Origin of the sequence: Burkholderia sp. AU33803 (assembly GCF_002223095.1) — a bacterium.
Taxonomy (GTDB): Bacteria; Pseudomonadota; Gammaproteobacteria; order Burkholderiales; family Burkholderiaceae; genus Burkholderia.
The window spans coordinates 1,777,484-1,800,119 of record NZ_NKFJ01000004.1; the positions used below are offsets into that span (position 1 = coordinate 1,777,484).

Below are 22,636 nucleotides of genomic sequence, written 5' to 3' on the forward strand. Positions count from 1 at the left end.
GACGCGGCGTCAGTGATCCTGCGCCGCGAATGCCTGGGCGCGCACCGGCCAGTCGTCCGGCACGACGAAGCCGCGCGCCGTCTCGCGCCACGTGCCGTCACTACCCTTTTCATGGATGCCGATCAGCGCGGGCGCCTCGCGCGTCGTCAACACCGGCGGCAATTCCAGCGTGGCCGCCAGCATGTCGGGGTCGAATCCGCTACCGGCGGCAGCCCGTCGCGGCGCCAGCCACGCAAGCCGCGGCAACACGCTCCATGCAACGTCGGCACCCTGCTCGGCCGCCCAGGCCGGCCACTGCGCGTGGGTGAGCCAGAAACCGTGCGGGTGATCCGGCGCGATTTCCGCGGACACCGGCGGCAGCGGCGCGCCGTGCGGATAGAACAACCAGCCCTTGATGAACATCTGCGCATCGGACGGCGCGCCGTAGCCGAGGCGCGCAAACCCGTCGCGATCGCCGAGCCGCAGCTGGTGCTCGAGCAACCGGCGGCGCTTGCGGTCGAACCGGTCGACGAGGTTCGGGCCGACGAAATCGGCAAGCGATGCGCCGGCTTGCACCGGCGCGCACAGGTAGCACTTCACCGCGAGTTCCCAGTGCAGGCGCTGCCCGTCCGGTGCGTCGACGAGGAAATCGACTTCGCCGAGCGTCTTGCCGTTGCTGCGCAGCGGCAGATTGGCCGCGACGAGCCGCAGCGACGGCCCGTGCGTCAGGAAATACTCGAGCAGGCATTCGGCGTAACGGCCGAGCCGGGTGGGCCGGAATCCGTCGAGCGCGCGATGCAGCGGCTCGGGCTGCGCATCGAGCGCGGCGAGCCATGCTTCGACGGCCGACTGTCCGGCTGGATCCAGCCACGGGCGTGCCAGCGGCGCGTCCGGCACCGCGGTGAGCAGGCTCGGGCTGGCCAGCAGCCAGCCCAGATCCCGAACCGCGACGTCGTGCAGCGTATCGACGAATGCGCACGCCGCGCCGGTCGTCATTGCCCGGCCGGCCCGTTCGCGTCGCCGCCTTCTGCCCGCCGGAACGTGTCGCGCGCGAGGCACAGGTCGGCCCACGCCTTCGACTTGTCCTGCAGGCTGCGCAACAGGTACGCCGGATGGTAGGTCACGATCACCGGCACGCCTTCGTACGCGTGCACGCGGCCGCGCAGCGACGCAATGCTCGCGTCCGTCTTCAGCAGCGTCTGTGCGGCGAAGCGGCCGAGTGCGACGATCAACTTCGGCTTCACGAGCGCGACCTGGCGCTGCAGATAAGGCTCGCAGCTCGCGACCTCGTCCGGCTCCGGATTACGGTTGCCGGGCGGCCGGCACTTGATCACGTTCGCGATGTACACGTTGTCGCCGCGCTTGAGCGACAGCGAATGCAGCATGTTGTCGAGCAGCTTGCCGGCCTGGCCGACGAACGGCTCGCCCTGCTTGTCCTCGTTCTCGCCCGGCGCCTCGCCGATCAGCATCCAGTCCGCTTCGCGGTCGCCGACGCCGAACACGGTGTTGGTCCGCTTCTCGCACAGACCGCACAGCGTGCAGTCGGCCACGCGTACGGCCAGCGCATCCCAGTCGAGCGCGGCAACCGGCGTACCGACGGGACGCGATTCGGCCATCGGCACGGGATCGCCCGGCGGCGCCGCATCGAACCACGCGAAATCGTCGGGTCCGGCAGGCGGCATGTCGTCCATCGGCGGCATCGTGTTGGCCGACGCGACCGCCGTCACCGGTGCGGGCGCGCGTTCGCCGCCGTCGACGCGCCGCGACGGGACAGCGGCCGGCGTGCGAGCCGCCGACGCATCGGCGCTCCGCGCCATTGCCGGCGATGCGTCGTCCTGCACCGGCGGACGCGCAGTCCGCGCAGGTCGCCCGGTCGCGGCGGCCGGTGCGGCGTCCACCGCGCCGGTTTGCGCGGCGGCGTGCGCTTCGGCTGCCGCGCCCTCGTCCGTGCCTTCACCCGCGCCTTGCCCGCGCCGCACCCAGATCTGCGCGAGGCCCATTTCCTCGAGCGCCGCTTCAGCCCATGCCATGCGCGTCCCCTTCGTCCTTGTTCAGCGTCAAACGCATCACGATCGCGTCCTCCCGGCTGCGATGCTTCGCCGGGTAATAATTCTTGCGCCGGCCGATCGTCACGAAGCCGAAACGCTCGTACAGATGGATCGCGCGCGGATTGGACGGCCGCACCTCGAGCAGCACGCCGTCGAGCCCTTCCGCGCGCGAAATGCGCACGGCCTCGCGCAGCAGCGCCAGGCCCGCGCCCGCGCACTGCGCGGCCGGCGCGACGCACAGGTTCAGCAGGTGCATCTCGTCGACCACGGGCATCAGCACGCAATAGCCGATCAGCGAACCCGTCACGTGCCGCAGGCACACGCCCAGATAGCCGTTGCGCAACGAATCCTCGAAGTTGCCGCGGCTCCACGGGAATTCGTACGCGACGTGCTCGATCGCGACGACCTCGTCGAGATCGGCATCCGTCATCGGCGCCAGATAGCGGTCGCTCAGCAGTACGCCCGTCATCCCTTCGCTCCGCCCGTCTGCGCGGCCCGCGCCGCGACGCGCTCGGCGGTGGTCTGTGCGACCTTGTCGCGCACGTACTCCGGCGCGGCCTGATCGGCCGGCACCGCGCGGCCGGCGCGGAACGCACGCAGCGCGGCATGGGCAACCGCCAGCGCATGCGGCATGGCGTCGCCGTCGATCACGGCCGCGCGCGCCGCAGCCGGCAACTGCGCGCCGAACGCAGCGGCCGCATTGCCCGCGAGCGTGAACGGCACATCGGGCACGCCGACGGCGCCCGGCGCGTCGAGCGAGGCCGGATGCAGCGTACGCCAGTCGCCGGTGCTGTCGTCCCACGCGAAATCCGCCCAGTAGGCTTCGTCCATCCGCGCGTCCAGCGCGGCCAGCACGCGGGTCGTGCCAGGCGCGCGCAGCCGCGCGTGCTCGGCGCACGCGAGCAGCGTGCCGATCGGCACGACCGGCAGCCCGCGCCCGAACGCGAGACCCTGGGTGATGCCCGTCGCGGTGCGCAGGCCCGTGAACGAGCCGGGGCCCGCGCCGAACGCGATCGCGTCGCAATCGGCGAGCGTCAGCCCCGATTCAGCGAAAAGCGCCTGGATGGCTGGCAGCACGCGCGTGCTCGACACGGCGCCCGTCAGCTCGTGGCGGACCCAGGTTTGCGGGGTGGAAACGGCGTCATCGGCATGGGCCGAGCGCAGCAGCGCGACCGAGCAGTATTCGGTCGACGTATCGATGGCGAGGAGCACTGTTTGCGTCATGGGCGACATTGTAATGCGGCGCCCCGCTCCCACGGGCGATCGGGCCCGATCCGTGCATGCGCGCCGCACCGGGCGGCGGTTTGGAAGGATCGCTCGACCCCGCGCGGCGGTCCGCTTGTTAAGATCGCCCGACCTGAAACCCTTACGGAGACACCCGATGAGCGACCTCACCGCCCAATTCGACCAGGCCCAGATCGACGTCAAGCAACTGACGGAACGTCCGGGCAACCTGACCCTGCTGCGCCTGTACGCGCTCTTCAAGCAGGCGACCGACGGCGACGCCCATGGCGACAAGCCGGGCTTCACCGACATCGTCGGCAAATACAAGTACGACGCCTGGGACGCGCTGAAGGGCACGTCGCAGGATGCGGCGAAGCAGCAGTACATCGAACTCGTCGAATCGCTGAAGAACGGCACGGCTTCCTGACCGAATCGCCCCCTGCCGCAATAGGCAATCAAATCAGTGGCGCAGCGCAGCAAATCTCTTTATAATGCTGCCTGCGTCATCTTCCGCGCTCGGCTCGCAAGCCGTTCCGGCCTGACGCCTCGTAGCGTTAAGCTCCAATCCGGTTTAGAACCTGTCCCCTCCTGCTTCGACCCTTGCGGTCGTCAACTAGGCTGGCGGCCTCGCTCCAGAAGCGCGCCGCACCCAAAACAGCTTCTAATGCCTCATCCGCCGAAGGTTCGGCGGATTGCACCCGTTTCCCGATTTGCTCGCTGAATCCGACGACTTGGGTATGCGCGATTGGCGCCGACGTTTCACCCACTGTGTTTCAAGGATTGTTATGACTTCGAGCATCAACTCCAGCCCGCTCAACGCGATCGCCGACCAGGCGCTCGGTCTCGACGACGCCGCCGTACCGGCCGCGGTCGAACCGGCGTCGGACGAGCCGAACTTCGCGTCGCTCGGGTTGTCGCCGGAGATCGTCTCCGCGCTGCAGGCCGCCGGCTACGTGAAGCCGACGCCGGTCCAGCAGCGCGCGATTCCGGCCGGCATCGCCGGCCGTGACCTGCTGGTCTCGAGCCCGACCGGTTCGGGCAAGACCGCCGCATTCATGCTGCCCGCGATCGAACGTTTCGCGCAGCTCCAGAAAGCGCAGGCGCAGCAACCGCGCGCGCCGCGCGAACCGAACCAGGGCGACCGCCGTGCGCGCCGCCCGCAACCCGTCGCGCGCCCGGGCCTGCTCGTGCTGACGCCGACCCGTGAACTCGCGATGCAGGTCACCACGGCCGCAACGACCTACGGCAAGCACCTGAAGCGCCTGCGCACGGTCAGCATCCTCGGCGGCGTCGCCTACGGCCAGCAGCTGATGCTGCTCGCGAAGAACCCGGAAATCCTGGTCGCCACGCCGGGCCGTCTGCTCGACCACCTCGAGCGCGGCCGCATCGACCTGTCCGAGCTGAAGATGCTCGTGCTCGACGAAGCCGACCGCATGCTCGACATGGGCTTCATCGACGACATCGAAACGATCGTCGCCGCCACGCCCGAGTCGCGCCAGACGATGCTGTTCTCGGCCACGCTCGACGGCAAGATCGGTTCGCTGACGAGCCGCCTGCTGAAGGATCCGGAACGTATCGAGATCCAGCAGCGCCTCGAGTCGCGCGCGAACATCGCGCAGACCGTGCACTACGTCGACGACCGCGACCACAAGGATCGCCTGCTCGATCACCTGCTGCGCGACGGCGCGCTCGACCAGGCGATCATCTTCACGGCGACCAAGATCGACGCCGACCAGCTCGCCGGCCGTCTCGCCGACGCAGGCTTCGAATCGGCCGCGCTGCACGGCGACCTGCCGCAAGGCGCGCGTAACCGCACGATCCGTGCGCTGCGCGAGCGACGTGTGCGCGTGCTGGTGGCCACCGACGTCGCGGCACGCGGCATCGACATCCCGGGCATCACGCACGTGTTCAACTACGACCTGCCGAAGTTCGCGGAAGACTACGTGCACCGTATCGGCCGTACGGGCCGTGCAGGCCGTTCGGGCACGGCAGTGAGCCTCGTGCACCACGCCGAGCAAGGTGCGCTCAAGCGCATCGAGCGTTTCGTGCGCGCGCCGCTGCCCGTCAACGTGATCGAAGGCTTCGAGCCGCGCAAGGCGCCCCCGCGTAACGGCGGCACCGGCGGCCGTGGCCGTCCGGGCGGCGGCAACGGCGGTCGTCGTTTCGGCGGCAAGCCGGGCGGCGGTTATGGCGGCAACGGTAACGGCAACGGCCGCAGCTACGGCGGCGGCAATGGCGGCGGCTGGAGCGGCAAGCCGGGCGGCAGCCGTGACGGCGGCCCGCGTCGCGACGGCCAGCGCAGCGGCGGCCCGCGTCGTAGCAACTCCGCGTCGTAAGGACGCACGGGCGGCCATCGGCCGCCCCACGAAGGGCAGACTTGCGGAACACCGCCCTGCCCATCCAGCCAACCGGCGCATCCGCGCCGGTTTTTTTTCGTCCCGCTTCTCATTTCACGATGCGGAAAATTTTTTTGTGTCGTAAAAAATCATGCTGCGCGGCACAACCGGGGCGATTGCGGGATGGAAAAAAGCATTTCTTATCCCGAAATTGTGATTTCAAGATATTGATTTAAAACGACTAAAAATTTATCCCACCCGTCAGCCCGCCCCCTGTCCTGCTCCAGTCGATTTGCCTAGACTCTTATACAAGACCTCACGAACCGGAACGCACCGCTCCCGGCTTCGAGAACAGCCTCAACACCGTCAGAGTCAACCCATCAGGCATCGCACCGCATCAAGGAGCTCATCATGTCGCGACAGCAACAGGCACAGGAACTGCAGCAGCAATGGGAAACCGATCCGCGCTGGAAGGGCATCAAGCGCAGCTACTCGGCCGAGGACGTGGTCCGCCTGCGTGGTTCGATCCCGATCGAGCACACGCTCGCGAAGCGCGGTGCGGAAAAACTGTGGAGCCTCGTCAACAACGAGCCGTTCGTCAACGCACTCGGCGCACTGACCGGCAACCAGGCGATGCAGCAGGTGAAGGCCGGCCTGAAGGCGATCTACCTGTCCGGCTGGCAAGTGGCCGGCGACGCGAACGTCGCGGGCGAAATGTACCCGGACCAGTCGCTGTACCCGGCAAACTCGGTGCCGCTCGTCGTGAAGCGCATCAACAACACGCTGACGCGCGCCGACCAGATCCAGTGGTCGGAGGGCAAGAACCCGGGCGACGAAGGCTATGTCGACTTCTTCGCACCGATCGTCGCCGATGCGGAAGCCGGTTTCGGCGGCGTGCTGAACGCGTTCGAACTGATGAAGGCGATGATCGAAGCCGGCGCGTCGGGCGTGCACTTCGAGGACCAGCTCGCTTCGGTGAAGAAGTGCGGCCACATGGGCGGCAAGGTGCTGGTGCCGACGCGTGAAGCGGTCGCGAAACTGTCGGCAGCGCGTCTCGCGGCCGACGTGATGGGCACGTCGACCGTGCTGGTCGCCCGCACCGACGCGGAAGCAGCCGACCTGATCACGTCCGACGTCGACGACAACGACAAGCCGTTCCTGACGGGCGAGCGCACGGTGGAAGGCTTCTTCCGCACGAAGCCGGGCATCGAACAGGCAATCTCGCGCGGTCTCGCGTACGCGCCGTACGCCGACCTGGTCTGGTGCGAAACGGGCAAGCCGGATCTCGAGTACGCGAAGAAGTTCGCGGAAGCGATCCACAAGCAGTTCCCTGGCAAGCTGCTGTCGTACAACTGCTCGCCGTCGTTCAACTGGAAGAAGAACCTCGACGACGCGACGATCGCGAAGTTCCAGAAGGAGCTCGGCGCGATGGGCTACAAGTTCCAGTTCATCACGCTGGCCGGCTTCCATGCGCTGAACTACTCGATGTTCAACCTCGCGCACGGCTATGCCCGCACGCAGATGAGCGCGTTCGTCGAACTGCAGCAGGCCGAGTTCGCGGCAGCGGACAAGGGCTTCACGGCGGTCAAGCACCAGCGCGAAGTCGGCACCGGCTACTTCGACGCCGTGACGCAGACGGTCGAGCGCGAAGCATCGACCACCGCGCTGCACGGCTCGACCGAAGACGAGCAGTTCTTCGACGGCAAGAAGGTCGCGTAAGCCGCAAAGCACGACGCGCCACGCGTCATGCCGATGCCCGCCCCGTCTCGCGACGGCGCGGCATCGGCCACCGAACAACAATCAGGGAGGAGACGGCAGGCGCGCGATACCGATCGCGCGACCGGCCGCGCGGCCTGCGGGCCGCCAGCAACGACGCGCGCCGGCTCCGTCCGGCGCGCCCTTTTTCCAGGGCGCCGCCCTACCGATACACGATCACCGGAATTTTCGTATGGGTCAGCACGCGCTGCGTCTCGCTGCCGATCAGCAAGCTGCCGAGCCCGCGGCGTCCGTGGGACGCCATGAAGATCACGTCGCAGCCGCCGCGTTCGGCCGCCTCGATGATGCCGAGATACGGCGACGGATGCACGCTCGTCCAGGTGTCGCAATCGACGCCGGCCGCCTTCGCGGCCGATTCGACCTCGTCGAGGTGCGCACGCGCCTCGCGCTCACTGCGCGCCCGGAAATCGGCGGGCGGCTCGATGATCACTTCGGAAAACGGCGAGTACGGATACTGCGGCAGGCACGCGTAGGCCGTGACCCGCGCACCGACCGCGCGCGCCAGGTCGATCGCGCCGTCGATCGCCTTCTGCGACAGTTCGGAACCGTCGGTTGGAACGAGGATGTGCCGGAACATCGCGCCCTCCTTCGTCAATCGCACTCCGCGCGCCGCGCTTCCGGGCGGTCCGGCTGCGTCGCGTGGGGCATGCCTGTTTCGATTGTAGGACGTGAAAGCACGCGGCCGGGCTGCGCAGCGGGTTCGCCCTCATATCGGAAACACGCGGGCACGCGCGGCCTACTCGCCCCAATATCCGGGCTGCTCGTACGTGTGCTTCAGGTAATCGAGAAACAGCCGCACGCGCAACGGCAGATGCCGGCGCTGCGGAAACACCGCGTGAATGCCGATCGGCGGGGCCGCAAATGCGTCGAGCACGCTGACGAGCCGGCCGGCCGCGATGTCCTCGCCGACCTCCCACCACGAACGCCACGCCAGGCCGTGGCCCGCGAGGCACCACTCGTGCAGCACCGCGCCGTCCGAGCATTCCATCGTGCCGTTCACGCGGATCGACACGACCTTACCGTCCTCCTGGAATGTCCAGCCGCGTTGCTGGTTCGCGTTTGCCGCGAGCGCGAGGCAGTTGTGCCGCACCAGATCGGCGAGCGTGACCGGCGTGCCGCGTCGAGCCAAATACGCGGGCGAAGCGACACACACGCGGCGATTCTCGCCGAGCTTCAGCGACACGAGCGACGAGTCGGGCAGCTCGCCGAGCCGCACCGCGCAATCGAACCCCTCGTTGACGAGGTCGACCATGCGGTCGGACAGGTCGAGCGTGACCGATACATCCGGATGCCCGACGCTGAATTCGGGCACGAGCGGCGCGACGTGCCGCCGGCCGAAGCCGGCCGGCGCCGAGATGCGCAGGTGGCCGCTCGCCTTGACGCCGCCGGCGGACACGCTCGCCTCCGCGTTCTGCATGTCGTTGATGACGCGTTGGCAATCCTCGAGGAACGCCGAACCCTCGAACGTCAGCGTGAGCTTGCGCGTCGTGCGCACCAGCAGCTTCACGCCGAGCCGCTCCTCCAGCGCGTCGAGCCGGCGGCCGATGATCGCCGGCGCGACACCTTCCGCGTGCGCGGCCGCCGACAGGCTGCCCTTTGCCGCGACCGCGGCGAACGTTTCGATCTGCTTGAACCGGTCCATGACTCGCACGGGCGGCGCCGCCACCCTTCAACTAGCTTAAACCGCTCAAGATTAGGTAGATAAAAGTAAAAGATCAAGTGATGTTTAGCGTCTTTTTTAGCACATACGATCACGAATAGAATTCACCTGACCTCTGAAACTGGAGCGCAAGGCTATGTCGGCCACAACGACACTCTCCTCTCCCGACGCCATCCTCTTCGACGCATTCGGCACGTTGTTCGACGTGCGTGCGGTCCTGGCCGCGGCGGAACAGATGTTTCCCGGTCACGGGGAACGGTTGTCGCAGTTGTGGCGACGCAAGCAAATCGAATACTCGCAACTGCGCACGCTCGCCGATCCGGCCGGCGCCCGCTATCGCCCGTTCCGGGACATCACGCTCGACGCGCTGCGGTTCGCCGCGCGCCGGCTCGGGCTCGCGCTGAACAGCGCGGCCGAGAAGCGGCTGATGGACGAATACGCGTGCCTGTCCACCTATCCCGATACGGTGCCGGCGCTGCGCAAGCTGCGCGCGCTCGACCCGCGCCCGCCGCTCGGGATCCTGTCGAACGGCACGCCACAGATGCTCGACATCGCGATCAAGAGCGCCGGCATGTCCGGGCTGTTCGATCGCGTGCTGTCGGCCGACACCGTGCGCGCGTACAAGCCGAGCCCGGCCGCCTACGCGCTCGGCACCGACGCGTTCGGACCGAACCGGCGCGGCATCGTGTTCGTGTCGTCGAACGCGTGGGACGTCGCCGGCGCCGTCTGGTTCGGCTACACGACGTTCTGGCTCAACCGCACGGGCGCGCCCGCCGAGGAACTCGGCGCGCCGCCCGACGGCACCGGCACCGGCATGGCCGACCTGCTCGCATTCCTCGCCACCCCGGCTCCGTCCGGCAGACCCGCAAACCGCACGCGCCCCGGCCCGGGTGCATGACGTTCGCAGCGCTGCCGCCTTCCCCCTTCACCGAAACCGCAACTGACCGACCAAGGAGATGAGACTCATGAGCACCCCGATCACGCTGCCGCAAGGCATGGCGATCACCGGCGAAATCAAGCCGGGTTACGAAGCAATCCTGACGCCTGAAGCGCTCGCACTCGTCGCCGCGCTGCACCGCACGTTCGAGCCGCGCCGCCAGGCGCTGCTGCAGGCGCGCGTCGAGCGCACGAAACGCCTCGACGCGGGCGAGCGCCCCGACTTCCTGGCCGAGACGAAGGCGATCCGCGAAGGCGACTGGAAGGTCGCGCCGCTGCCGGCCGACCTGCAATGCCGCCGTGTCGAGATCACCGGCCCCGTCGAGCGCAAGATGATCATCAACGCGCTGAACTCGGGCGCCGATTCGTACATGACGGACTTCGAGGATTCGAACGCGCCGAGCTGGACGAACCAGATCGACGGCCAGATCAACCTGAAGGACGCGGTGCGCCGCACGATCTCGCTCGAGCAGAACGGCAAGTCGTACCGGCTGAACGACAAGGTCGCCACGCTGATCGTGCGTCCGCGCGGCTGGCACCTCGACGAGAAGCACGTGACGGTCGACGGCCAGCGCGTGTCCGGCGGCATCTTCGATTTCGCGCTGTTCCTGTTCCACAACGCGAAGGAACTGCTCGCGCGCGGCTCGGGCCCGTACTTCTACCTGCCGAAGATGGAAAGCCATCTCGAGGCGCGCCTGTGGAACGACATCTTCGTCGCCGCGCAGGAAGGCGTCGGCGTGCCGCGCGGCACGATCCGCGCGACGGTGCTGATCGAGACGATCCTCGCCGCGTTCGAGATGGACGAAATCCTGTACGAACTGCGCGAACACAGCTCGGGCCTGAACGCCGGCCGCTGGGACTACATCTTCTCGGCCATCAAGAAGTTCAAGAACGACCGCGACTTCTGCCTCGCCGAGCGCTCGAAGATCACGATGACGGTGCCGTTCATGCGCGCGTACGCGCTGCTGCTGCTGAAGACCTGCCACAAGCGCAACGCGCCGGCGATCGGCGGGATGAGCGCGCTGATCCCGATCAAGAACGATCCCGAAGCGAACGACAAGGCGATGGGCGGCGTGCGCTCGGACAAGCAGCGCGACGCGACCGACGGCTACGACGGCGGCTGGGTGGCCCACCCGGGCCTCGTGCCGATCGCGATGGAAGAGTTCGTGAAGGTGCTCGGCGACAAGCCGAACCAGATCGCGAAGCAGCGCGACGACGTGCAGGTCGAAGGCAAGAACCTGCTCGACTTCCAGCCGGAAGCGCCGATCACCGAAGCCGGCCTGCGCAACAACATCAACGTCGGCATCCACTACCTCGGCGCATGGCTCGACGGCAACGGCTGCGTGCCGATCCACAACCTGATGGAAGACGCGGCCACGGCCGAAATCTCCCGTTCGCAGGTGTGGCAATGGATCCGCTCGCCGAAGGGCGTGCTCGACGACGGCCGCAAGGTCACCGCCGAACTCGTGCGTGAACTCTCGAAGGCCGAGCTCGACAACGTGAAGCGCTCGGTCGGCGGCAACACGCAGCCGTACGAGCGCGCCGCGGCGATCTTCGAGCAGATGTCGACGTCGGAAGGCTTCACCGAATTCCTGACGCTGCCGCTGTACGAGGAAATCTGACGTCGCTGCCCGCCTCGACCGGGGCCGGCCCTGCGTCGGCGCCGGTCGCATGCGATGACGGCATCAAAAAAACGCCCCACGGGGCGTTTTTTCTTTTTGCGGCAGGCCGCTACCGCGGCTGCCGCGCAACCGGTCAGACGGCTTCCCGCTCGCGCCGGTGCTGAACCCAGTCGCCCGACGCAATGCGCGGACGCCCGGCAATCGCGTGCGCGGCGACCGGATAGTAAAGGCACGCGTACTGCCGCCCGCCGAGCTCGACGGTCACGTCTTCCGGCTTGAACAGCGAGTCGACGCCCGGATAGACGCGCTCGATCTCGTCGAGCACGGGAACGAGCCGGTCGTCGACCTCGTAGACGTCGCCCCACACCAGCGACTTGCCGGCCGACCCGGCAATCATTCCCGGATATGTACCGAAATCGTACAGTTCGCCCGGCAGCGCGGCGGCACCGAGCAGCGTCGGCGCGGCAATCCCGTGCCTGGCGGCCGCGTGGCCGATGTCGTTGGCCTCCCCGTTTCTCAGGGTGCCGTAGACGAATACGTAGCGCATCGTGGTTCTCCTCTTTGATTCGTAGGGTGCCGTGTTCGCAGGCGATGCGTGGCGATATCGCCCGCGCATCGATAGACCACGATACCGGCCGGATGGTTCGAGCCCGCCAGCGCGCCCGGCCCCGGGGAAGTCCGGAAATCGCCGGAGCCCCACACAAAGTTCATTTGAACGCGGCATGATCGCCCGACAAACCGCCGCATGCACTTTCGCGGCGCCTTCTACAATAACGGCATCGCCGCCGCGCTGCCCGAATCGTCCATGAACCCGCCGTTCCAAGCCGACGTACCGAACCCGTACGTCATCGACATTCCGCCCGAATTCGCGCCGACCGCCGTCCATCCGATGCGCGTGCGCGCGCGGCAGGTCGATACCGGCCACCGCATCCCGCTGCATACGCATGCGTGGGCGCAGCTCGCGTACGCGTCGCGCGGCGTGTTGCGCGTCGCGACGACCGGCACGACCTGGATGGTGCCGCCATCCCGCGCGATCTGGGTGCCGCCGAGCGTGACGCACGAGGTCGTGATCGTCGAAGAGGCGTATTTGCGCACGCTGTATATCGACGCGTCGATCGTGCCGGACGGGCTCGACGCGTGCCGCGTCGTCGAAGTGACGGGGCTCCTGCGCGAACTGATCGTCGCACTCGACGCGCGCGACCTGAGCACCACGCGCGAGCGCCTGCTGTGCGGGCTCGTGCTCGATGAGCTGAGTCACGCCGAGCCGCTGCCGCTCGCGGTGCCGATGCCCGACGAAAAAAGGCTGCGCATGCTGTGCGAATCGGTCCTCGCGCATCCGGCCCATGCGGAGTCGCTCGAGCACTGGGCCAGCGAGGTCGGCGCGAGCACGCGCACGATTTCGCGGCTCTTCAAGCAGGAACTGGGGGTGAGCTTTTCGCAGTGGCGCCAGCAGGCGCTCCTCGCGCGAGCCATTCCGCTGCTGAACCAGGGGCGCCCGCTGTCGCATATCGCGCGCGAACTCGGCTACCAGAGCCAGAGCGCGTTTTCGGCGATGTTCCGGCGTGCATTCGGCGAAAGCCCGCGCGCATTCATGCTGCGCGGCTATGAGCACCGCGGCCCGGAAGGCAGCCGCGCGGACGACGAAACCCCGGACGACGACGCGATCGACGCTGCCCGCTGAACGCGTCGCTTCATGTCGTCAGGACTTCAGACCGGTCGCACCATGTGGCGGATCGAGCCCAGTTGCGCGAGTCGCGACCCGGCAACCTGATAGCCCATGCGCAGGTAGAGCCGCGCGGCCGGATTGTCGACGAACACGCGCAGTTGCAGTTCGTGCAGCCCGCGCGCACGCGCCCAGCGGTGCGACATGTCGAGCATGTAGGTGCCGGCGCCCTGCCCGCGATGACCGGCCGCGATCTGCACGTCGCGGATGTGCAGCGAGTCGCCTTCCTCGGTCACGCGCAGCACGCCGATGCGCTCGCCATCGGCCTCGAGGATGAAGTTCTCGGATTCGCGCCAGCTCGCGTAGAACAGGTCGCTGCGCCACACGAGCCCATGGCGCTTGTAGTAGCCGCCCATGTTGCCGTGCGTCAGCGCCTCGGCAAACGGAAAATCGCCAGCCTCCGCGGGCCGGAGCTGATACAGGAGTCGCAGGTCGGTCGGATCGAGCATCGCGCAGGGGTCAAGAACGCATCCCGCCACGATAGCGCAGTCGCGTGCGGATGCAATCGCGGATTTCTCGTAGCGGCTCGACGCCGGATGACCGGAGGTTACGCGCCCGCAAGCGGGCGCAACGGACGATGCAAATGAAAAAGCCCGCACAGGGCGGGCTTCTTCATTTTTTGGCGGAGCGGACGGGACTCGCCTACATCCTGCAGGCCGCGGCTGCGCTTGCAAGCGCAGCCCTTCGAGTCCCGCCGGTAGCTGCGCAGGCAGCTTCCTCCACTCCGCAGTCACGCGCCCGCAAGCGGGCGCAACAGACGATGCAAATGAAAAAGCCCGCACAAGGCGGGCTTCTTCATTTTTTGGCGGAGCGGACGGGACTCGAACCCGCGACCCCCGGCGTGACAGGCCGGTATTCTAACCGACTGAACTACCGCTCCAGTCTTGCTACTTGCCTGGCAGGCGTCGGTTACTTCCTGCCGGCGCATCGTTTGTTCGAACGACGCCGAAATCTGGCGTCCCCTAGGGGATTCGAACCCCTGTACTCACCGTGAAAGGGTGATGTCCTAGGCCTCTAGACGAAGGGGACAACGTACTGCTTACATCTTTAATGCAAAAGCCCGTTCAAAAATCGTTCTTTGAACGGGCTTCGTTCTGGCGGAGCGGACGGGGCTCGAACCCGCGACCCCCGGCGTGACAGGCCGGTATTCTAACCAACTGAACTACCGCTCCAGCTTTCTTGCTCACACCTGCAGGACATCGTCACGTTCCTGAAGGTGTTGCGACACTTCGATGAAACGCCGCTGAATCTGGCGTCCCCTAGGGGATTCGAACCCCTGTACTCACCGTGAAAGGGTGATGTCCTAGGCCTCTAGACGAAGGGGACAACGTACTGCTTACATCCTTAATACAAAAGCCCGCTCAAAAACGTCTTGAACGGGCTTCGTTCTGGCGGAGCGGACGGGACTCGAACCCGCGACCCCCGGCGTGACAGGCCGGTATTCTAACCGACTGAACTACCGCTCCAGCTTTCTTACCCTCACCCGCAGGACGTCGGTTACGTTCCTGCAAGCGTTGCGACATTTCTACGAAACGCCGCTGAATCTGGCGTCCCCTAGGGGATTCGAACCCCTGTACTCACCGTGAAAGGGTGATGTCCTAGGCCTCTAGACGAAGGGGACAAAATCTTTTCAGATTTGTCTGACTTTCGCTATTCACTTTTCAATCAACAGCGAAGGCCGAAATTCTAACTGCTTTAAATCATTTTGTGAAGCATTTATTACTACCCGTGCTTCGCAAATCAACTCAGCTTGTTCTGATGGTGGAGGTAAGCGGGATCGAACCGCTGACCTCTTGCATGCCATGCAAGCGCTCTCCCAGCTGAGCTATACCCCCTTGCAGAACAGAAATGAGATTATATGGAGCTACTTTGAACTTGTAAATACCCTTTTTGCGATTCGAGCGAAATTTTTTGCGAAGCTGCCGCGATGTCACGCACGGGCAGCTTCGCTCGCCCTAGAACCTCAGGCCAGCGCCGCCTCGATGCGCGACACCACGACATCGCGGCCGAACAGCACGAGCACCGCATCGATCGACGGCGTATGCGTCGTACCCGCCACCAGCAGACGCACCGGCATCGCCAGTTGCGGCATCTTCAGCTTGTGCGTGCCGAGCGTCGACTTCAGCGCGGCGGACACGGCCTCCTTCGTCCAGTCGGCCGCCTTCAGCGCGGCGACGAGATCGGCCAGCGCCGGACGCACCGCATCGGTCACGTGCTGCGCGAGCGCATCGGCTTCCGGTGCCGGCACACGATAGAACATCGCGGCGCCTTCCGCGATCTCCTTGACCGTCGTCGCACGATCCTTCATCAGCCCGACCACCGCTTCGAGCGCAGGGCCCGTCGCGATCGCCGCATCGTCGATGCCGAGGGCGGAGAGGAACGGCTTCGCCAGTTCGGCGAGGCGTGCGTTGTCGGCTTCCTTGATGTAATGCGCGTTCAGCCAGCTCAGCTTGCTGTGGTCGTACTGCGCGGGCGATTTGCCGAGATGCTCGAGATCGAACCATTCGACGAACTGCTCGCGCGAGAAGATCTCCGCGTCGCCGTGCGACCAGCCGAGGCGCGCGAGATAGTTGACGACGGCTTCAGGCAGGAAGCCCGCGTCGCGATACGCCATCACGCTCATCGCGCCATGCCGCTTGCTCATCTTCTCGCCCTGCTCGTTCAGCACGGTCGGCAGGTGCGCATAGACGGGCGGCTCGCCGCCGAGCGCATTCAGGATGTTGATCTGGCGCGGCGTGTTGTTCACGTGGTCGTCGCCACGGATCACGTGCGTGATGCCCATGTCCATGTCGTCCACCACCACGCAGAAGTTGTAGATCGGCGTGCCGTCCGGGCGCGCGATCACGAGGTCGTCGAGCTCTTCGTTCGAGATCTCGACACGCCCCTTCACCGCGTCGTCCCACACGACCGTTCCGGTCAACGGATTGCGGAAACGCAGCACCGGCTTCACGCCCGCCGGCGGCTCCGGCAGCACCTTGCCGGGTTCCGGACGCCACGTGCCGTCGTAGCGCGGCTTCAGGCCGGCCTCGCGCTGGCGTTCGCGCAGCGCGTCGAGCTCCTCGGCCGACATGTAGCACGGGTACGCGAGACCCTTCTCGAGCATCTGCGCGAGCACCTCGCGATAGCGGTCCATCCGCTGCATCTGGTAGATCGGGCCTTCGTCGAAATCCAGGCCGAGCCATTGCATCCCTTCGAGAATTGCATCGACCGCTTCCTGCGACGAGCGCTCGACGTCGGTATCCTCGATGCGCAGCACGAACGTGCCCTTCATCTTGCGGGCGAACGCCCACGGATAGAGTGCGGAGCGGATGTTGCCGAGGTGGATGAAGCCGGTGGGGCTCGGCGCGAAGCGGGTACGGACAGGACGGGTCATAAACGGTAACTCGAACGCCTGGGGCGCATGAATGATTCGACGCGGGATCGACGGCGGCAGCCCGGACAGCAACGGGGCCGGCGACGCCCGGAACGGGAAAGAAGCCGGAATTATACTCGCGCCGGACATCGCGCCAAGCGCGCCGCTTGCTTTATGATGTGCGCGCCGCGGCCGCCAGCCGGCGCGGCGCCGGCCGCACGGAACCGCTGCGCGGCCGCTCGGAACCTATCGCCGCCGCGGGCCGTGACACCCGCCGCCAAGCCGCCGGAGAACCATTCGATGTCGTCCCCTCGCCTGTCGCGCCGCCACTTCACGATCGCCGCCGCGTCCGCCAGCCTCGCCGCCTGTACGTCGTTCGGCGACAAATCCCGCCCCGGCGCCGCACTGCCACAGGAAAAGCCGGTGAAGATCGGCATCGCCCTCGGCGGCGGCGCCGCGCGCGGCTTCTCGCACATCGGCGTGCTGAAGGCGCTCGAGGCGCGCGGCATCCCGATCGAGATCGTCGCGGGCACGAGCGCGGGCTCGGTGGTCGGCGCACTCTATGCATCGGGCATGAGCGCCCTTCAGATCAACAAGATCGCGCTCGACATGGACCAGGCGGCGATCAGCGACTGGGCGCTGCCGTTCCGCTCGCGCGGGCTGCTGCAAGGCGTGGCGCTGCAGAACTTCCTGAACAAGACACTCAACAACCGGCCGATCGAGAAGATGGCGAAGCCGCTCGGCATCGTCGCGACCGATCTGCAAAACGGCCAGCCGATCCTGTTCCAGCAAGGCAATACGGGGCTCGCGGTGCGCGCATCGTGCAGCGTGCCGTCGGTGTTCGAGCCGGTGAAGATCGGCAACCGCGAGTATGTGGATGGCGGCCTCGTGAGCCCGGTGCCGGCGTCGTATGCGCGCAAGATGGGCGCGAGCTTCGTGATCGCGGTCGACATCTCGTCCCGGCCGGACGGCGCGGCAACCAACAACCCGATCGAGATGCTGCTGCAGACCTTCACGATCATGGGCCAGACGATCAAGACCTACGAGCTCGACAAGTACGCGGACGTCGTGATTCGCCCGAACCTCAACGCGATGGGCGGCAGCGACTTCAACCAGCGCAACGCGGCGATTCTCGCGGGCGAGGAAGCCGTCGCGCGGATCATGCCGGAACTGCAGCGCAAGCTCGCGGCTGCACGCGGCGTGGCGGCCGCGTAACGCACGCGACGCGCAGGCCGGCGCGCGTCGCCGGCCCGCCAACGGCGCAACGGTTTTCAGCCGGCCGTTCGCGCCGCCCCAAAACAAAAAACCCTGCCGCCTTTCGGTGACAGGGTTTTTTTCGATCCGGCCGGACCGGCCGTCGAACGTCAGTTGTTGCCGTTCGCCGAATCGTCGCCGATCGTCGCGCGCACGCGCTGACGCAGGTCTTCCGGCTTCATCGGGAACTCCGATTCGAGCCGGCGCGCGCCGGTGAAACGCTTTTCCCAGTAGCCGCTATCGAGATCGTCGACGCGGATCGTGCTGCCCGTCGACGGCGAGTGCACGAACTTGTTGTCGCCGATGTAGATGCCGACGTGCGAGAACGTACGGCGCATCGTGTTGAAGAACACGAGGTCGCCCGGCTTGAGGTTGCTCATGCTCACCTTCTCGCCGACGCGGCTCATCTCTTCCGCACGACGCGGCAGCGACATGCCGAGGGTGTCCTGGAACACGTAGCGCACGAAGCCGCTGCAGTCGAGGCCCGAATCCGGCGAGTTGCCGCCCCAGCGATAACGCACGCCGATCATGTTCAGCGCGCCGACGACCACGTCGCCCGCCTTGCCGGCCATGCCCGCGAGGAACGACTTCGCGCCGCCGCTCGACGACGGCTGTGCGCTGGTCTGCTGGAGGGAGGCACTCGACGCGTTCTGCGTCGAATTCGTGACATTCTGGTTAAAACTGCTGACTTCGTCGGCGAAAGCGCCGGGTGCTGCTGCGAACAGGGCGCCGATGAACAGCCCGGCGATGGTGCGCGCGCATGCCTGGGTCAGGGATCGATGCTGCATTGGTCGATGGAATGTGCTTAAAAATCAGCTGATTGGCGGAAAATTTCGGTCGATACTAGCCAGCGCGTAATCGTTTGTCAAAACAAATTAATAAATACAATCGAGATAGTCAGACCATTGGCCGCCTATCACGCTTTCCAGACCGCTTTCAACAGCTTTTGTGTGTAAGGATGTGACGGTCTGGCGAAGATGTCGGCCACCTCCCCCGACTCGACGACGGCCCCGTCCTGCATCACCGCGACGCGGTGCGCCATCGCCCCGATCACCTCCAGGTCATGGCTGATGAAGACATAGCCGAGGTTGTATTTCTGTTGCAAATTCGCGAGCAGTTTCAGCACCTGCTGCTGGATCGACACGTCGAGCGCGGACGTCGGCTCGTCGAGGATCAGGATGCGCGGCTCCAGCACCAGCGCCCGCGCGATCGCGATCCGCTGGCGCTGCCCGCCCGAGAATTCGTGCGGATAACGGTGCAGCACCGTGCGGTCGAGGCCGACTTCGCGCAGCACCGCGAGCGACTTCTCACGCCGCGCGTCGGGTGTCATGTCCGGGCGATGCAGCTCGAGCCCCTCGCCGACGATCCGCTCGATCGTGTGACGCGGCGAAAGCGAACTGAACGGGTCCTGAAAGACGACCTGCATGTTCGAGCGCAGCGCGGTCTGTTCGCGGCCGCGATAGGTCGGCAGCGCGCGCCCCTGGAATTCGATCGTGCCGCCGGCCGTCTTCTGCAGGCCGAGCAGCGCCATCGCGAGCGTCGACTTCCCCGATCCCGATTCGCCGACGATGCCGAGCGTCTCGCCCTGCCGCACCGATACCGACACGTCCGCGACGGCCGTCACCGGCACCGAGCCGAACCATCCCGCGACGCCCGGCCGCTTGCGTGCGAACTGCACGCTCACGTGCTGCGCGTCGAGCACGACGGGCGCGATCGGCATCACCGGCGTGACCGCGCGTTGCGGCCGGCTGTTCAAGAGCCGCTGCGTGTACGGATGCTCGGGCTCCGCGAAGATCCGTTCGACGGGCCCGCTCTCGACGAGCCGGCCGTGCTCCATCACCGCGACGCGATCCGCGAAGTGCCGCACAAGATTCAGGTCATGCGTGATCAGCAGGATCGCCATCCCGCGCTTTTCCGCCTCCTCGCGCTGCAGTTCCAGCAGCAGGTCGACGATCTGCGCGCGGATCGTCACGTCGAGCGCGGTGGTCGGCTCGTCGGCCAGCAGCAGGCGCGGCCGGCAGGCGAGCGCCATCGCGATCATCGCGCGCTGGCGCTGGCCGCCCGACAACTGGTGCGGATAGCTGTCGACGCGCTTCTCCGGCTCCGCGATGCCCGTGCGCGCGAGCAACGCGATCGCGCGCTTGCGCGCCTCGACCGCCGAGACGCCGTCGTGCAGCACGATCGTCTCGCCGATCTGCACGCCGATCGTATACAGCGGGTTGAGCGCGGTCATCGGCTCCTGGAAGATCATCGCGATGTCCGAGCCGCGCAACCCGCGCATCTCGCGCTCGCTCTTGGCCATCAGGTCCTGCCCCGCGAAGCGGATCGCGCCGCTCACGTCGGCGTCGCGCAGCAGCCGCAGGATCGACAGCGCGGTCACGCTCTTGCCCGACCCCGACTCGCCGACCAGCGCGACGCGCTCGCCGCGGCCGATCGCGAGCGTCACGTCGTCCACCGCGACCGTGTCGCCGAAGCGCACATGCAGATGCTCGAGCGCCAGCAGCGGCTCGCGCTGCGTCGATACGACCGGTTCGCTCATCGCTGGCCTCCCGCCGCGCGCACCGAATCGGCGATCCGCGTGTCGAGTGCGTTGCGCAGCGCATCGCCCATGAAGGTCAGCAGCAGCAGCGTCGCGACCAGCACGCCGAAGGTCGACAGCGAGATCCACCACGCGTCGAGGTTGCCCTTGCCCTGCGCGAGCAGTTCGCCCAGGCTCGGGGTCGGCGGCGGCACGCCGAGCCCGAGGAAATCGAGGCTCGTGAGCGCGAGGATCGAGCCGCTCATCCGGAACGGCAGGAACGTGATCACCGGCGTGAGACTGTTCGGCAACACGTGGCGCCAGATGATCTGCCAGTTCGTGAGGCCCATCGCGCGCGCCGCGCGCACGTAGTCCTGCGTGCGGTTGCGCAGGAATTCCGCGCGCACGTAGTCGGCGAGTCCGATCCAGCCGAACAGCGACAGCAGCACGATCAGCAGCAGGAAGCTCGGCTCGAAGATCGACGCGAAGATGATCAGCAGGTACAGCTCCGGCAACGAACTCCAGATCTCGATCAGCCGCTGCCCGACGATGTCGATGCGCCCGCCGAAGAAGCCCTGCACGGCGCCCGCGGCGATCCCGAGCAGCGTGCCGATCACGGTCAGGATCAGCCCGAACTCGACCGACACGCGGAACCCGTACACGAGCCGCGCGAGCAGGTCACGCCCCTGCGCGTCGGTGCCGAGCCAGTTCGCGCGGGACGGCGGCGCGGGGTTCGGCACGTTCGAGAAGTAGTTCAGCGTGTCGTAGTAGTAGCGGTTCGGCGGGTAGACGACGAAGTTGCCGGGCGCCTCGACCCGCTTGCGCACGTATGGGTCGAGATAGTCGGCCGGCGTCGGGAAGTCGCCGCCGAAGGTCGTCTCCGGATACGCGTGGAACAGCGGGAAATAGGTCTGGCCGTCGTAACGCACGACGAGCGGCTTGTCGTTCGACCACAGCGGCGCCGCCACGCTCACGGCGAAGGCCATGAAAAAGATCACGAAGCTCCAGTAGCCGAGGCGTTGCTGCCTGAAGCGCTGCCATACGCGGCGTGCGGGCGACGGCGACACGCGGGCGCGCGCCGCGTCGATGCGGGAGGACACGACGGCCCGGTTCATCGCGCACCTCGCCCGGTGACGCCGGGCATGCAGACGGACGGTTTCATGTCAGCGCTCCAGGGTGTCGAATTGAATGCGCGGATCGACCCACACATAGCAGAGATCGGAGATCAGCTTGGTCGCGAGCCCGATCAGCGTGAACAGATAAAGCGTGCCGAGCACGACCGGATAGTCGCGCCGCACGACGGACTCGTACGACAGCAGCCCCAGGCCGTCGAGCGAGAACAGCGTCTCGATCAGCAGGCTGCCGGTGAAGAACGCGCCGATGAACGCGGCCGGAAAGCCGACGATCAGCGGCAGCATCGCATTGCGGAACACGTGCTTCCACAGCACGTTGCGCTCGGAAAGCCCCTTCGCACGCGCGGTCAGCACGTATTGCCGGCGGATCTGGTCGAGGAACGCGTTCTTCGTCAGCATCGTGACGACCGCGAAGCTGCCGACGACCGACGCCGTGATCGGCAGCGCGATGTGCCACAGATAGTCGAGCACCTTGCCGACGAGCGACAGCTGCGCGAAGTTGTCCGACGTGAGCCCGCGCAGCGGGAACAGCTGCCAGAACGAGCCGCCGCCGAACAGCACGAGCAGCAGCACGCCGAGTACGAAGCCCGGAATCGCATAGCCGACGAGCACGACGAGGCTCGTCGCGACGTCGAACGGCGAACCGTTGCGCACGGCCTTTGCGATGCCGAGCGGCACCGATATCAGGTACGTGAGGAAGAACGTCCACAGCCCGATGCTGATCGACACGGGCAGCTTCTGCACCACCAGCGACCACACGCTCTGGTGGCGAAAGTAGCTGTCGCCGAGATCGAAGCGCGCGAAGCGCTTGAGCATCAGCCAGTAGCGCTCGAGCGGCGGTTTGTCGAAGCCGTACAGCGCCTTGAGCTGCGCGAGCTGCTGCGCGTCGACGCCGGTGTGCGCACGCATCCCGAACGGCACCGCGCCCTGCTCCGTCGCGCCCTTGCGCAATTCCTGCACGGCCTGTTCGACGGGGCCGCCCGGCACGAACTGGATCACCGCGAACGTGAGGGTCAGCACGCCGATGAGCGTCGGAATCATCAGCAGCAGGCGTTTGAGGATGTAGCTCCACATA

General features: G+C 66.7%; 20 protein-coding genes and 7 tRNA genes. 7 read left to right on the forward strand and 20 right to left on the reverse strand.

Annotated elements, in window-relative coordinates; translation table 11 throughout:
• Positions 1-9: 9 nt before the first annotated feature.
• From CFB41_RS10740 to tsaB, 4 genes are read right to left on the reverse strand one after another with little or no spacing between them, the layout of a single operon-like run.
• Positions 10-975, reverse strand: coding sequence for a DUF1853 family protein (locus CFB41_RS10740; RefSeq protein WP_089456435.1), 966 nt, complete (start codon positions 973-975; stop codon positions 10-12).
• A complete protein-coding gene (locus CFB41_RS10745; protein WP_089456436.1) occupies positions 972-2,009 on the reverse strand; it encodes a uracil-DNA glycosylase family protein in 1,038 nt (345 codons plus the stop codon). Before CFB41_RS10745 ends, CFB41_RS10740 begins: the two co-directional genes overlap by 4 nt.
• Positions 1,996-2,496: a ribosomal protein S18-alanine N-acetyltransferase gene (gene rimI / locus CFB41_RS10750; protein WP_089440456.1), complete on the reverse strand. Its 501-nt coding sequence runs from the start codon at positions 2,494-2,496 to the stop codon at positions 1,996-1,998. Before rimI ends, CFB41_RS10745 begins: the two co-directional genes overlap by 14 nt.
• Positions 2,493-3,260, reverse strand: coding sequence for a tRNA (adenosine(37)-N6)-threonylcarbamoyltransferase complex dimerization subunit type 1 TsaB (tsaB, locus tag CFB41_RS10755; RefSeq protein WP_089456437.1), 768 nt, complete (start codon positions 3,258-3,260; stop codon positions 2,493-2,495). Before tsaB ends, rimI begins: the two co-directional genes overlap by 4 nt.
• Before the next feature lie 148 nt (positions 3,261-3,408).
• Between tsaB and CFB41_RS10760 the strand changes: the two genes are divergently transcribed.
• From CFB41_RS10760 to aceA, 3 genes are all read left to right on the forward strand, one after another.
• The gene (locus CFB41_RS10760; protein ID WP_031399394.1) at positions 3,409-3,678 is read left to right on the forward strand and encodes an acyl-CoA-binding protein; all 270 of its coding nucleotides are present in this window, start codon (positions 3,409-3,411) and stop codon (positions 3,676-3,678) included.
• 358 nt (positions 3,679-4,036) lie between these two features.
• Complete coding sequence (locus tag CFB41_RS10765) at positions 4,037-5,587, forward strand: DEAD/DEAH box helicase (protein WP_089440458.1); 1,551 nt, start codon at positions 4,037-4,039, stop codon at positions 5,585-5,587.
• Positions 5,588-5,998: 411 nt separating this feature from the next.
• Positions 5,999-7,306: an isocitrate lyase gene (gene aceA / locus CFB41_RS10770; RefSeq protein ID WP_089456438.1), complete on the forward strand. Its 1,308-nt coding sequence runs from the start codon at positions 5,999-6,001 to the stop codon at positions 7,304-7,306.
• 199 nt (positions 7,307-7,505) lie between these two features.
• On the opposite strand, the gene CFB41_RS10775 is transcribed toward aceA, so the two are convergent.
• Both CFB41_RS10775 and CFB41_RS10780 read right to left on the reverse strand, forming a co-directional pair.
• Entirely contained in the window at positions 7,506-7,940 is a 435-nt protein-coding gene (locus CFB41_RS10775) for a universal stress protein (RefSeq protein ID WP_031399397.1), read from the reverse strand.
• 159 nt (positions 7,941-8,099) lie between these two features.
• Positions 8,100-9,005, reverse strand: coding sequence for a LysR family transcriptional regulator (locus tag CFB41_RS10780; protein ID WP_089456439.1), 906 nt, complete (start codon positions 9,003-9,005; stop codon positions 8,100-8,102).
• Between the two features lie 154 nt (positions 9,006-9,159).
• Here CFB41_RS10780 and CFB41_RS10785 point away from each other — a divergent pair, with 154 nt between their 5' ends.
• Both CFB41_RS10785 and aceB read left to right on the forward strand, forming a co-directional pair.
• Positions 9,160-9,921: a haloacid dehalogenase type II gene (locus tag CFB41_RS10785; protein WP_039342629.1), complete on the forward strand. Its 762-nt coding sequence runs from the start codon at positions 9,160-9,162 to the stop codon at positions 9,919-9,921.
• Positions 9,922-9,988: 67 nt separating this feature from the next.
• Positions 9,989-11,581: a malate synthase A gene (aceB, locus tag CFB41_RS10790; RefSeq protein ID WP_089440461.1), complete on the forward strand. Its 1,593-nt coding sequence runs from the start codon at positions 9,989-9,991 to the stop codon at positions 11,579-11,581.
• Positions 11,582-11,714: 133 nt separating this feature from the next.
• Here aceB and CFB41_RS10795 read toward each other — a convergent pair whose 3' ends face one another.
• Positions 11,715-12,128, reverse strand: coding sequence for a gamma-glutamylcyclotransferase (locus tag CFB41_RS10795; protein ID WP_089440462.1), 414 nt, complete (start codon positions 12,126-12,128; stop codon positions 11,715-11,717).
• A gap of 258 nt (positions 12,129-12,386) precedes the next feature.
• Between CFB41_RS10795 and CFB41_RS10800 the strand changes: the two genes are divergently transcribed.
• Positions 12,387-13,262: a helix-turn-helix domain-containing protein gene (locus CFB41_RS10800; RefSeq protein WP_089456624.1), complete on the forward strand. Its 876-nt coding sequence runs from the start codon at positions 12,387-12,389 to the stop codon at positions 13,260-13,262.
• Positions 13,263-13,288: 26 nt separating this feature from the next.
• On the opposite strand, the gene CFB41_RS10805 is transcribed toward CFB41_RS10800, so the two are convergent.
• The 9 genes from CFB41_RS10805 to gltX form a co-directional block, all read right to left on the reverse strand.
• Positions 13,289-13,753, reverse strand: coding sequence for a GNAT family N-acetyltransferase (locus tag CFB41_RS10805; protein WP_027787064.1), 465 nt, complete (start codon positions 13,751-13,753; stop codon positions 13,289-13,291).
• 354 nt (positions 13,754-14,107) lie between these two features.
• Positions 14,108-14,184 (reverse strand) — tRNA-Asp (locus CFB41_RS10810).
• 73 nt (positions 14,185-14,257) lie between these two features.
• Positions 14,258-14,333, reverse strand: a tRNA-Glu gene (locus tag CFB41_RS10815).
• 66 nt (positions 14,334-14,399) lie between these two features.
• Positions 14,400-14,476 (reverse strand) — tRNA-Asp (locus tag CFB41_RS10820).
• A gap of 78 nt (positions 14,477-14,554) precedes the next feature.
• Positions 14,555-14,630, reverse strand: a tRNA-Glu gene (locus tag CFB41_RS10825).
• A gap of 63 nt (positions 14,631-14,693) precedes the next feature.
• A tRNA-Asp gene (locus CFB41_RS10830) sits at positions 14,694-14,770 on the reverse strand.
• A gap of 79 nt (positions 14,771-14,849) precedes the next feature.
• Positions 14,850-14,925: transfer RNA gene (locus CFB41_RS10835), tRNA-Glu, on the reverse strand.
• Between the two features lie 138 nt (positions 14,926-15,063).
• Positions 15,064-15,139, reverse strand: a tRNA-Ala gene (locus CFB41_RS10840).
• 128 nt (positions 15,140-15,267) lie between these two features.
• Complete coding sequence (gene gltX, locus CFB41_RS10845) at positions 15,268-16,677, reverse strand: glutamate--tRNA ligase (protein ID WP_089456440.1); 1,410 nt, start codon at positions 16,675-16,677, stop codon at positions 15,268-15,270.
• 279 nt (positions 16,678-16,956) lie between these two features.
• Here gltX and CFB41_RS10850 point away from each other — a divergent pair, with 279 nt between their 5' ends.
• Entirely contained in the window at positions 16,957-17,871 is a 915-nt protein-coding gene (locus tag CFB41_RS10850; protein ID WP_089425949.1) for a patatin-like phospholipase family protein, read from the forward strand.
• Positions 17,872-18,020: 149 nt separating this feature from the next.
• On the opposite strand, the gene CFB41_RS10855 is transcribed toward CFB41_RS10850, so the two are convergent.
• From CFB41_RS10855 to CFB41_RS10870, 4 genes are all read right to left on the reverse strand, one after another.
• Positions 18,021-18,698, reverse strand: a complete 678-nt coding sequence (locus CFB41_RS10855) for a C40 family peptidase (RefSeq protein ID WP_089440464.1) — start codon at positions 18,696-18,698, stop codon at positions 18,021-18,023.
• Positions 18,699-18,826: 128 nt separating this feature from the next.
• On the reverse strand, positions 18,827-20,449 hold the full coding sequence (locus CFB41_RS10860) for an ABC transporter ATP-binding protein (RefSeq protein WP_089456441.1): 1,623 nt from the start codon (positions 20,447-20,449) through the stop codon (positions 18,827-18,829).
• Complete coding sequence (locus tag CFB41_RS10865; protein ID WP_089456442.1) at positions 20,446-21,543, reverse strand: ABC transporter permease; 1,098 nt, start codon at positions 21,541-21,543, stop codon at positions 20,446-20,448. The genes CFB41_RS10860 and CFB41_RS10865 overlap by 4 nt, the downstream gene beginning before the upstream one ends.
• Before the next feature lie 48 nt (positions 21,544-21,591).
• Positions 21,592-22,635, reverse strand: coding sequence for a microcin C ABC transporter permease YejB (locus CFB41_RS10870; RefSeq protein WP_059532181.1), 1,044 nt, complete (start codon positions 22,633-22,635; stop codon positions 21,592-21,594).
• Position 22,636: the final 1 nt, after the last annotated feature.

Bases quoted from the DNA above. Each gene is read 5' to 3' on its own strand.
- CFB41_RS10785 (WP_039342629.1), top strand. From the start codon at position 9,160: ATGTCGGCCACAACGACACTCTCCTCTCCCGACGCCATCCTCTTCGAC.
- rimI (WP_089440456.1), bottom strand. From the start codon at position 2,496: ATGACGGGCGTACTGCTGAGCGACCGCTATCTGGCGCCGATGACGGAT.
- CFB41_RS10850 (WP_089425949.1), top strand. From the start codon at position 16,957: ATGTCGTCCCCTCGCCTGTCGCGCCGCCACTTCACGATCGCCGCCGCG.
- CFB41_RS10745 (WP_089456436.1), bottom strand. From the start codon at position 2,009: ATGGCATGGGCTGAAGCGGCGCTCGAGGAAATGGGCCTCGCGCAGATC.
- CFB41_RS10800 (WP_089456624.1), top strand. From the start codon at position 12,387: ATGAACCCGCCGTTCCAAGCCGACGTACCGAACCCGTACGTCATCGAC.
- CFB41_RS10860 (WP_089456441.1), bottom strand. From the start codon at position 20,449: ATGAGCGAACCGGTCGTATCGACGCAGCGCGAGCCGCTGCTGGCGCTC.
- gltX (WP_089456440.1), bottom strand. From the start codon at position 16,677: ATGACCCGTCCTGTCCGTACCCGCTTCGCGCCGAGCCCCACCGGCTTC.
- CFB41_RS10765 (WP_089440458.1), top strand. From the start codon at position 4,037: ATGACTTCGAGCATCAACTCCAGCCCGCTCAACGCGATCGCCGACCAG.
- CFB41_RS10775 (WP_031399397.1), bottom strand. From the start codon at position 7,940: ATGTTCCGGCACATCCTCGTTCCAACCGACGGTTCCGAACTGTCGCAG.
- CFB41_RS10805 (WP_027787064.1), bottom strand. From the start codon at position 13,753: ATGCTCGATCCGACCGACCTGCGACTCCTGTATCAGCTCCGGCCCGCG.
- aceB (WP_089440461.1), top strand. From the start codon at position 9,989: ATGAGCACCCCGATCACGCTGCCGCAAGGCATGGCGATCACCGGCGAA.
- CFB41_RS10740 (WP_089456435.1), bottom strand. From the start codon at position 975: ATGACGACCGGCGCGGCGTGCGCATTCGTCGATACGCTGCACGACGTC.
- aceA (WP_089456438.1), top strand. From the start codon at position 5,999: ATGTCGCGACAGCAACAGGCACAGGAACTGCAGCAGCAATGGGAAACC.
- CFB41_RS10870 (WP_059532181.1), bottom strand. From the start codon at position 22,635: ATGTGGAGCTACATCCTCAAACGCCTGCTGCTGATGATTCCGACGCTC.
- CFB41_RS10760 (WP_031399394.1), top strand. From the start codon at position 3,409: ATGAGCGACCTCACCGCCCAATTCGACCAGGCCCAGATCGACGTCAAG.
- CFB41_RS10795 (WP_089440462.1), bottom strand. From the start codon at position 12,128: ATGCGCTACGTATTCGTCTACGGCACCCTGAGAAACGGGGAGGCCAAC.
- CFB41_RS10780 (WP_089456439.1), bottom strand. From the start codon at position 9,005: ATGGACCGGTTCAAGCAGATCGAAACGTTCGCCGCGGTCGCGGCAAAG.
- CFB41_RS10855 (WP_089440464.1), bottom strand. From the start codon at position 18,698: ATGCAGCATCGATCCCTGACCCAGGCATGCGCGCGCACCATCGCCGGG.
- CFB41_RS10865 (WP_089456442.1), bottom strand. From the start codon at position 21,543: ATGAACCGGGCCGTCGTGTCCTCCCGCATCGACGCGGCGCGCGCCCGC.
- tsaB (WP_089456437.1), bottom strand. From the start codon at position 3,260: ATGTCGCCCATGACGCAAACAGTGCTCCTCGCCATCGATACGTCGACC.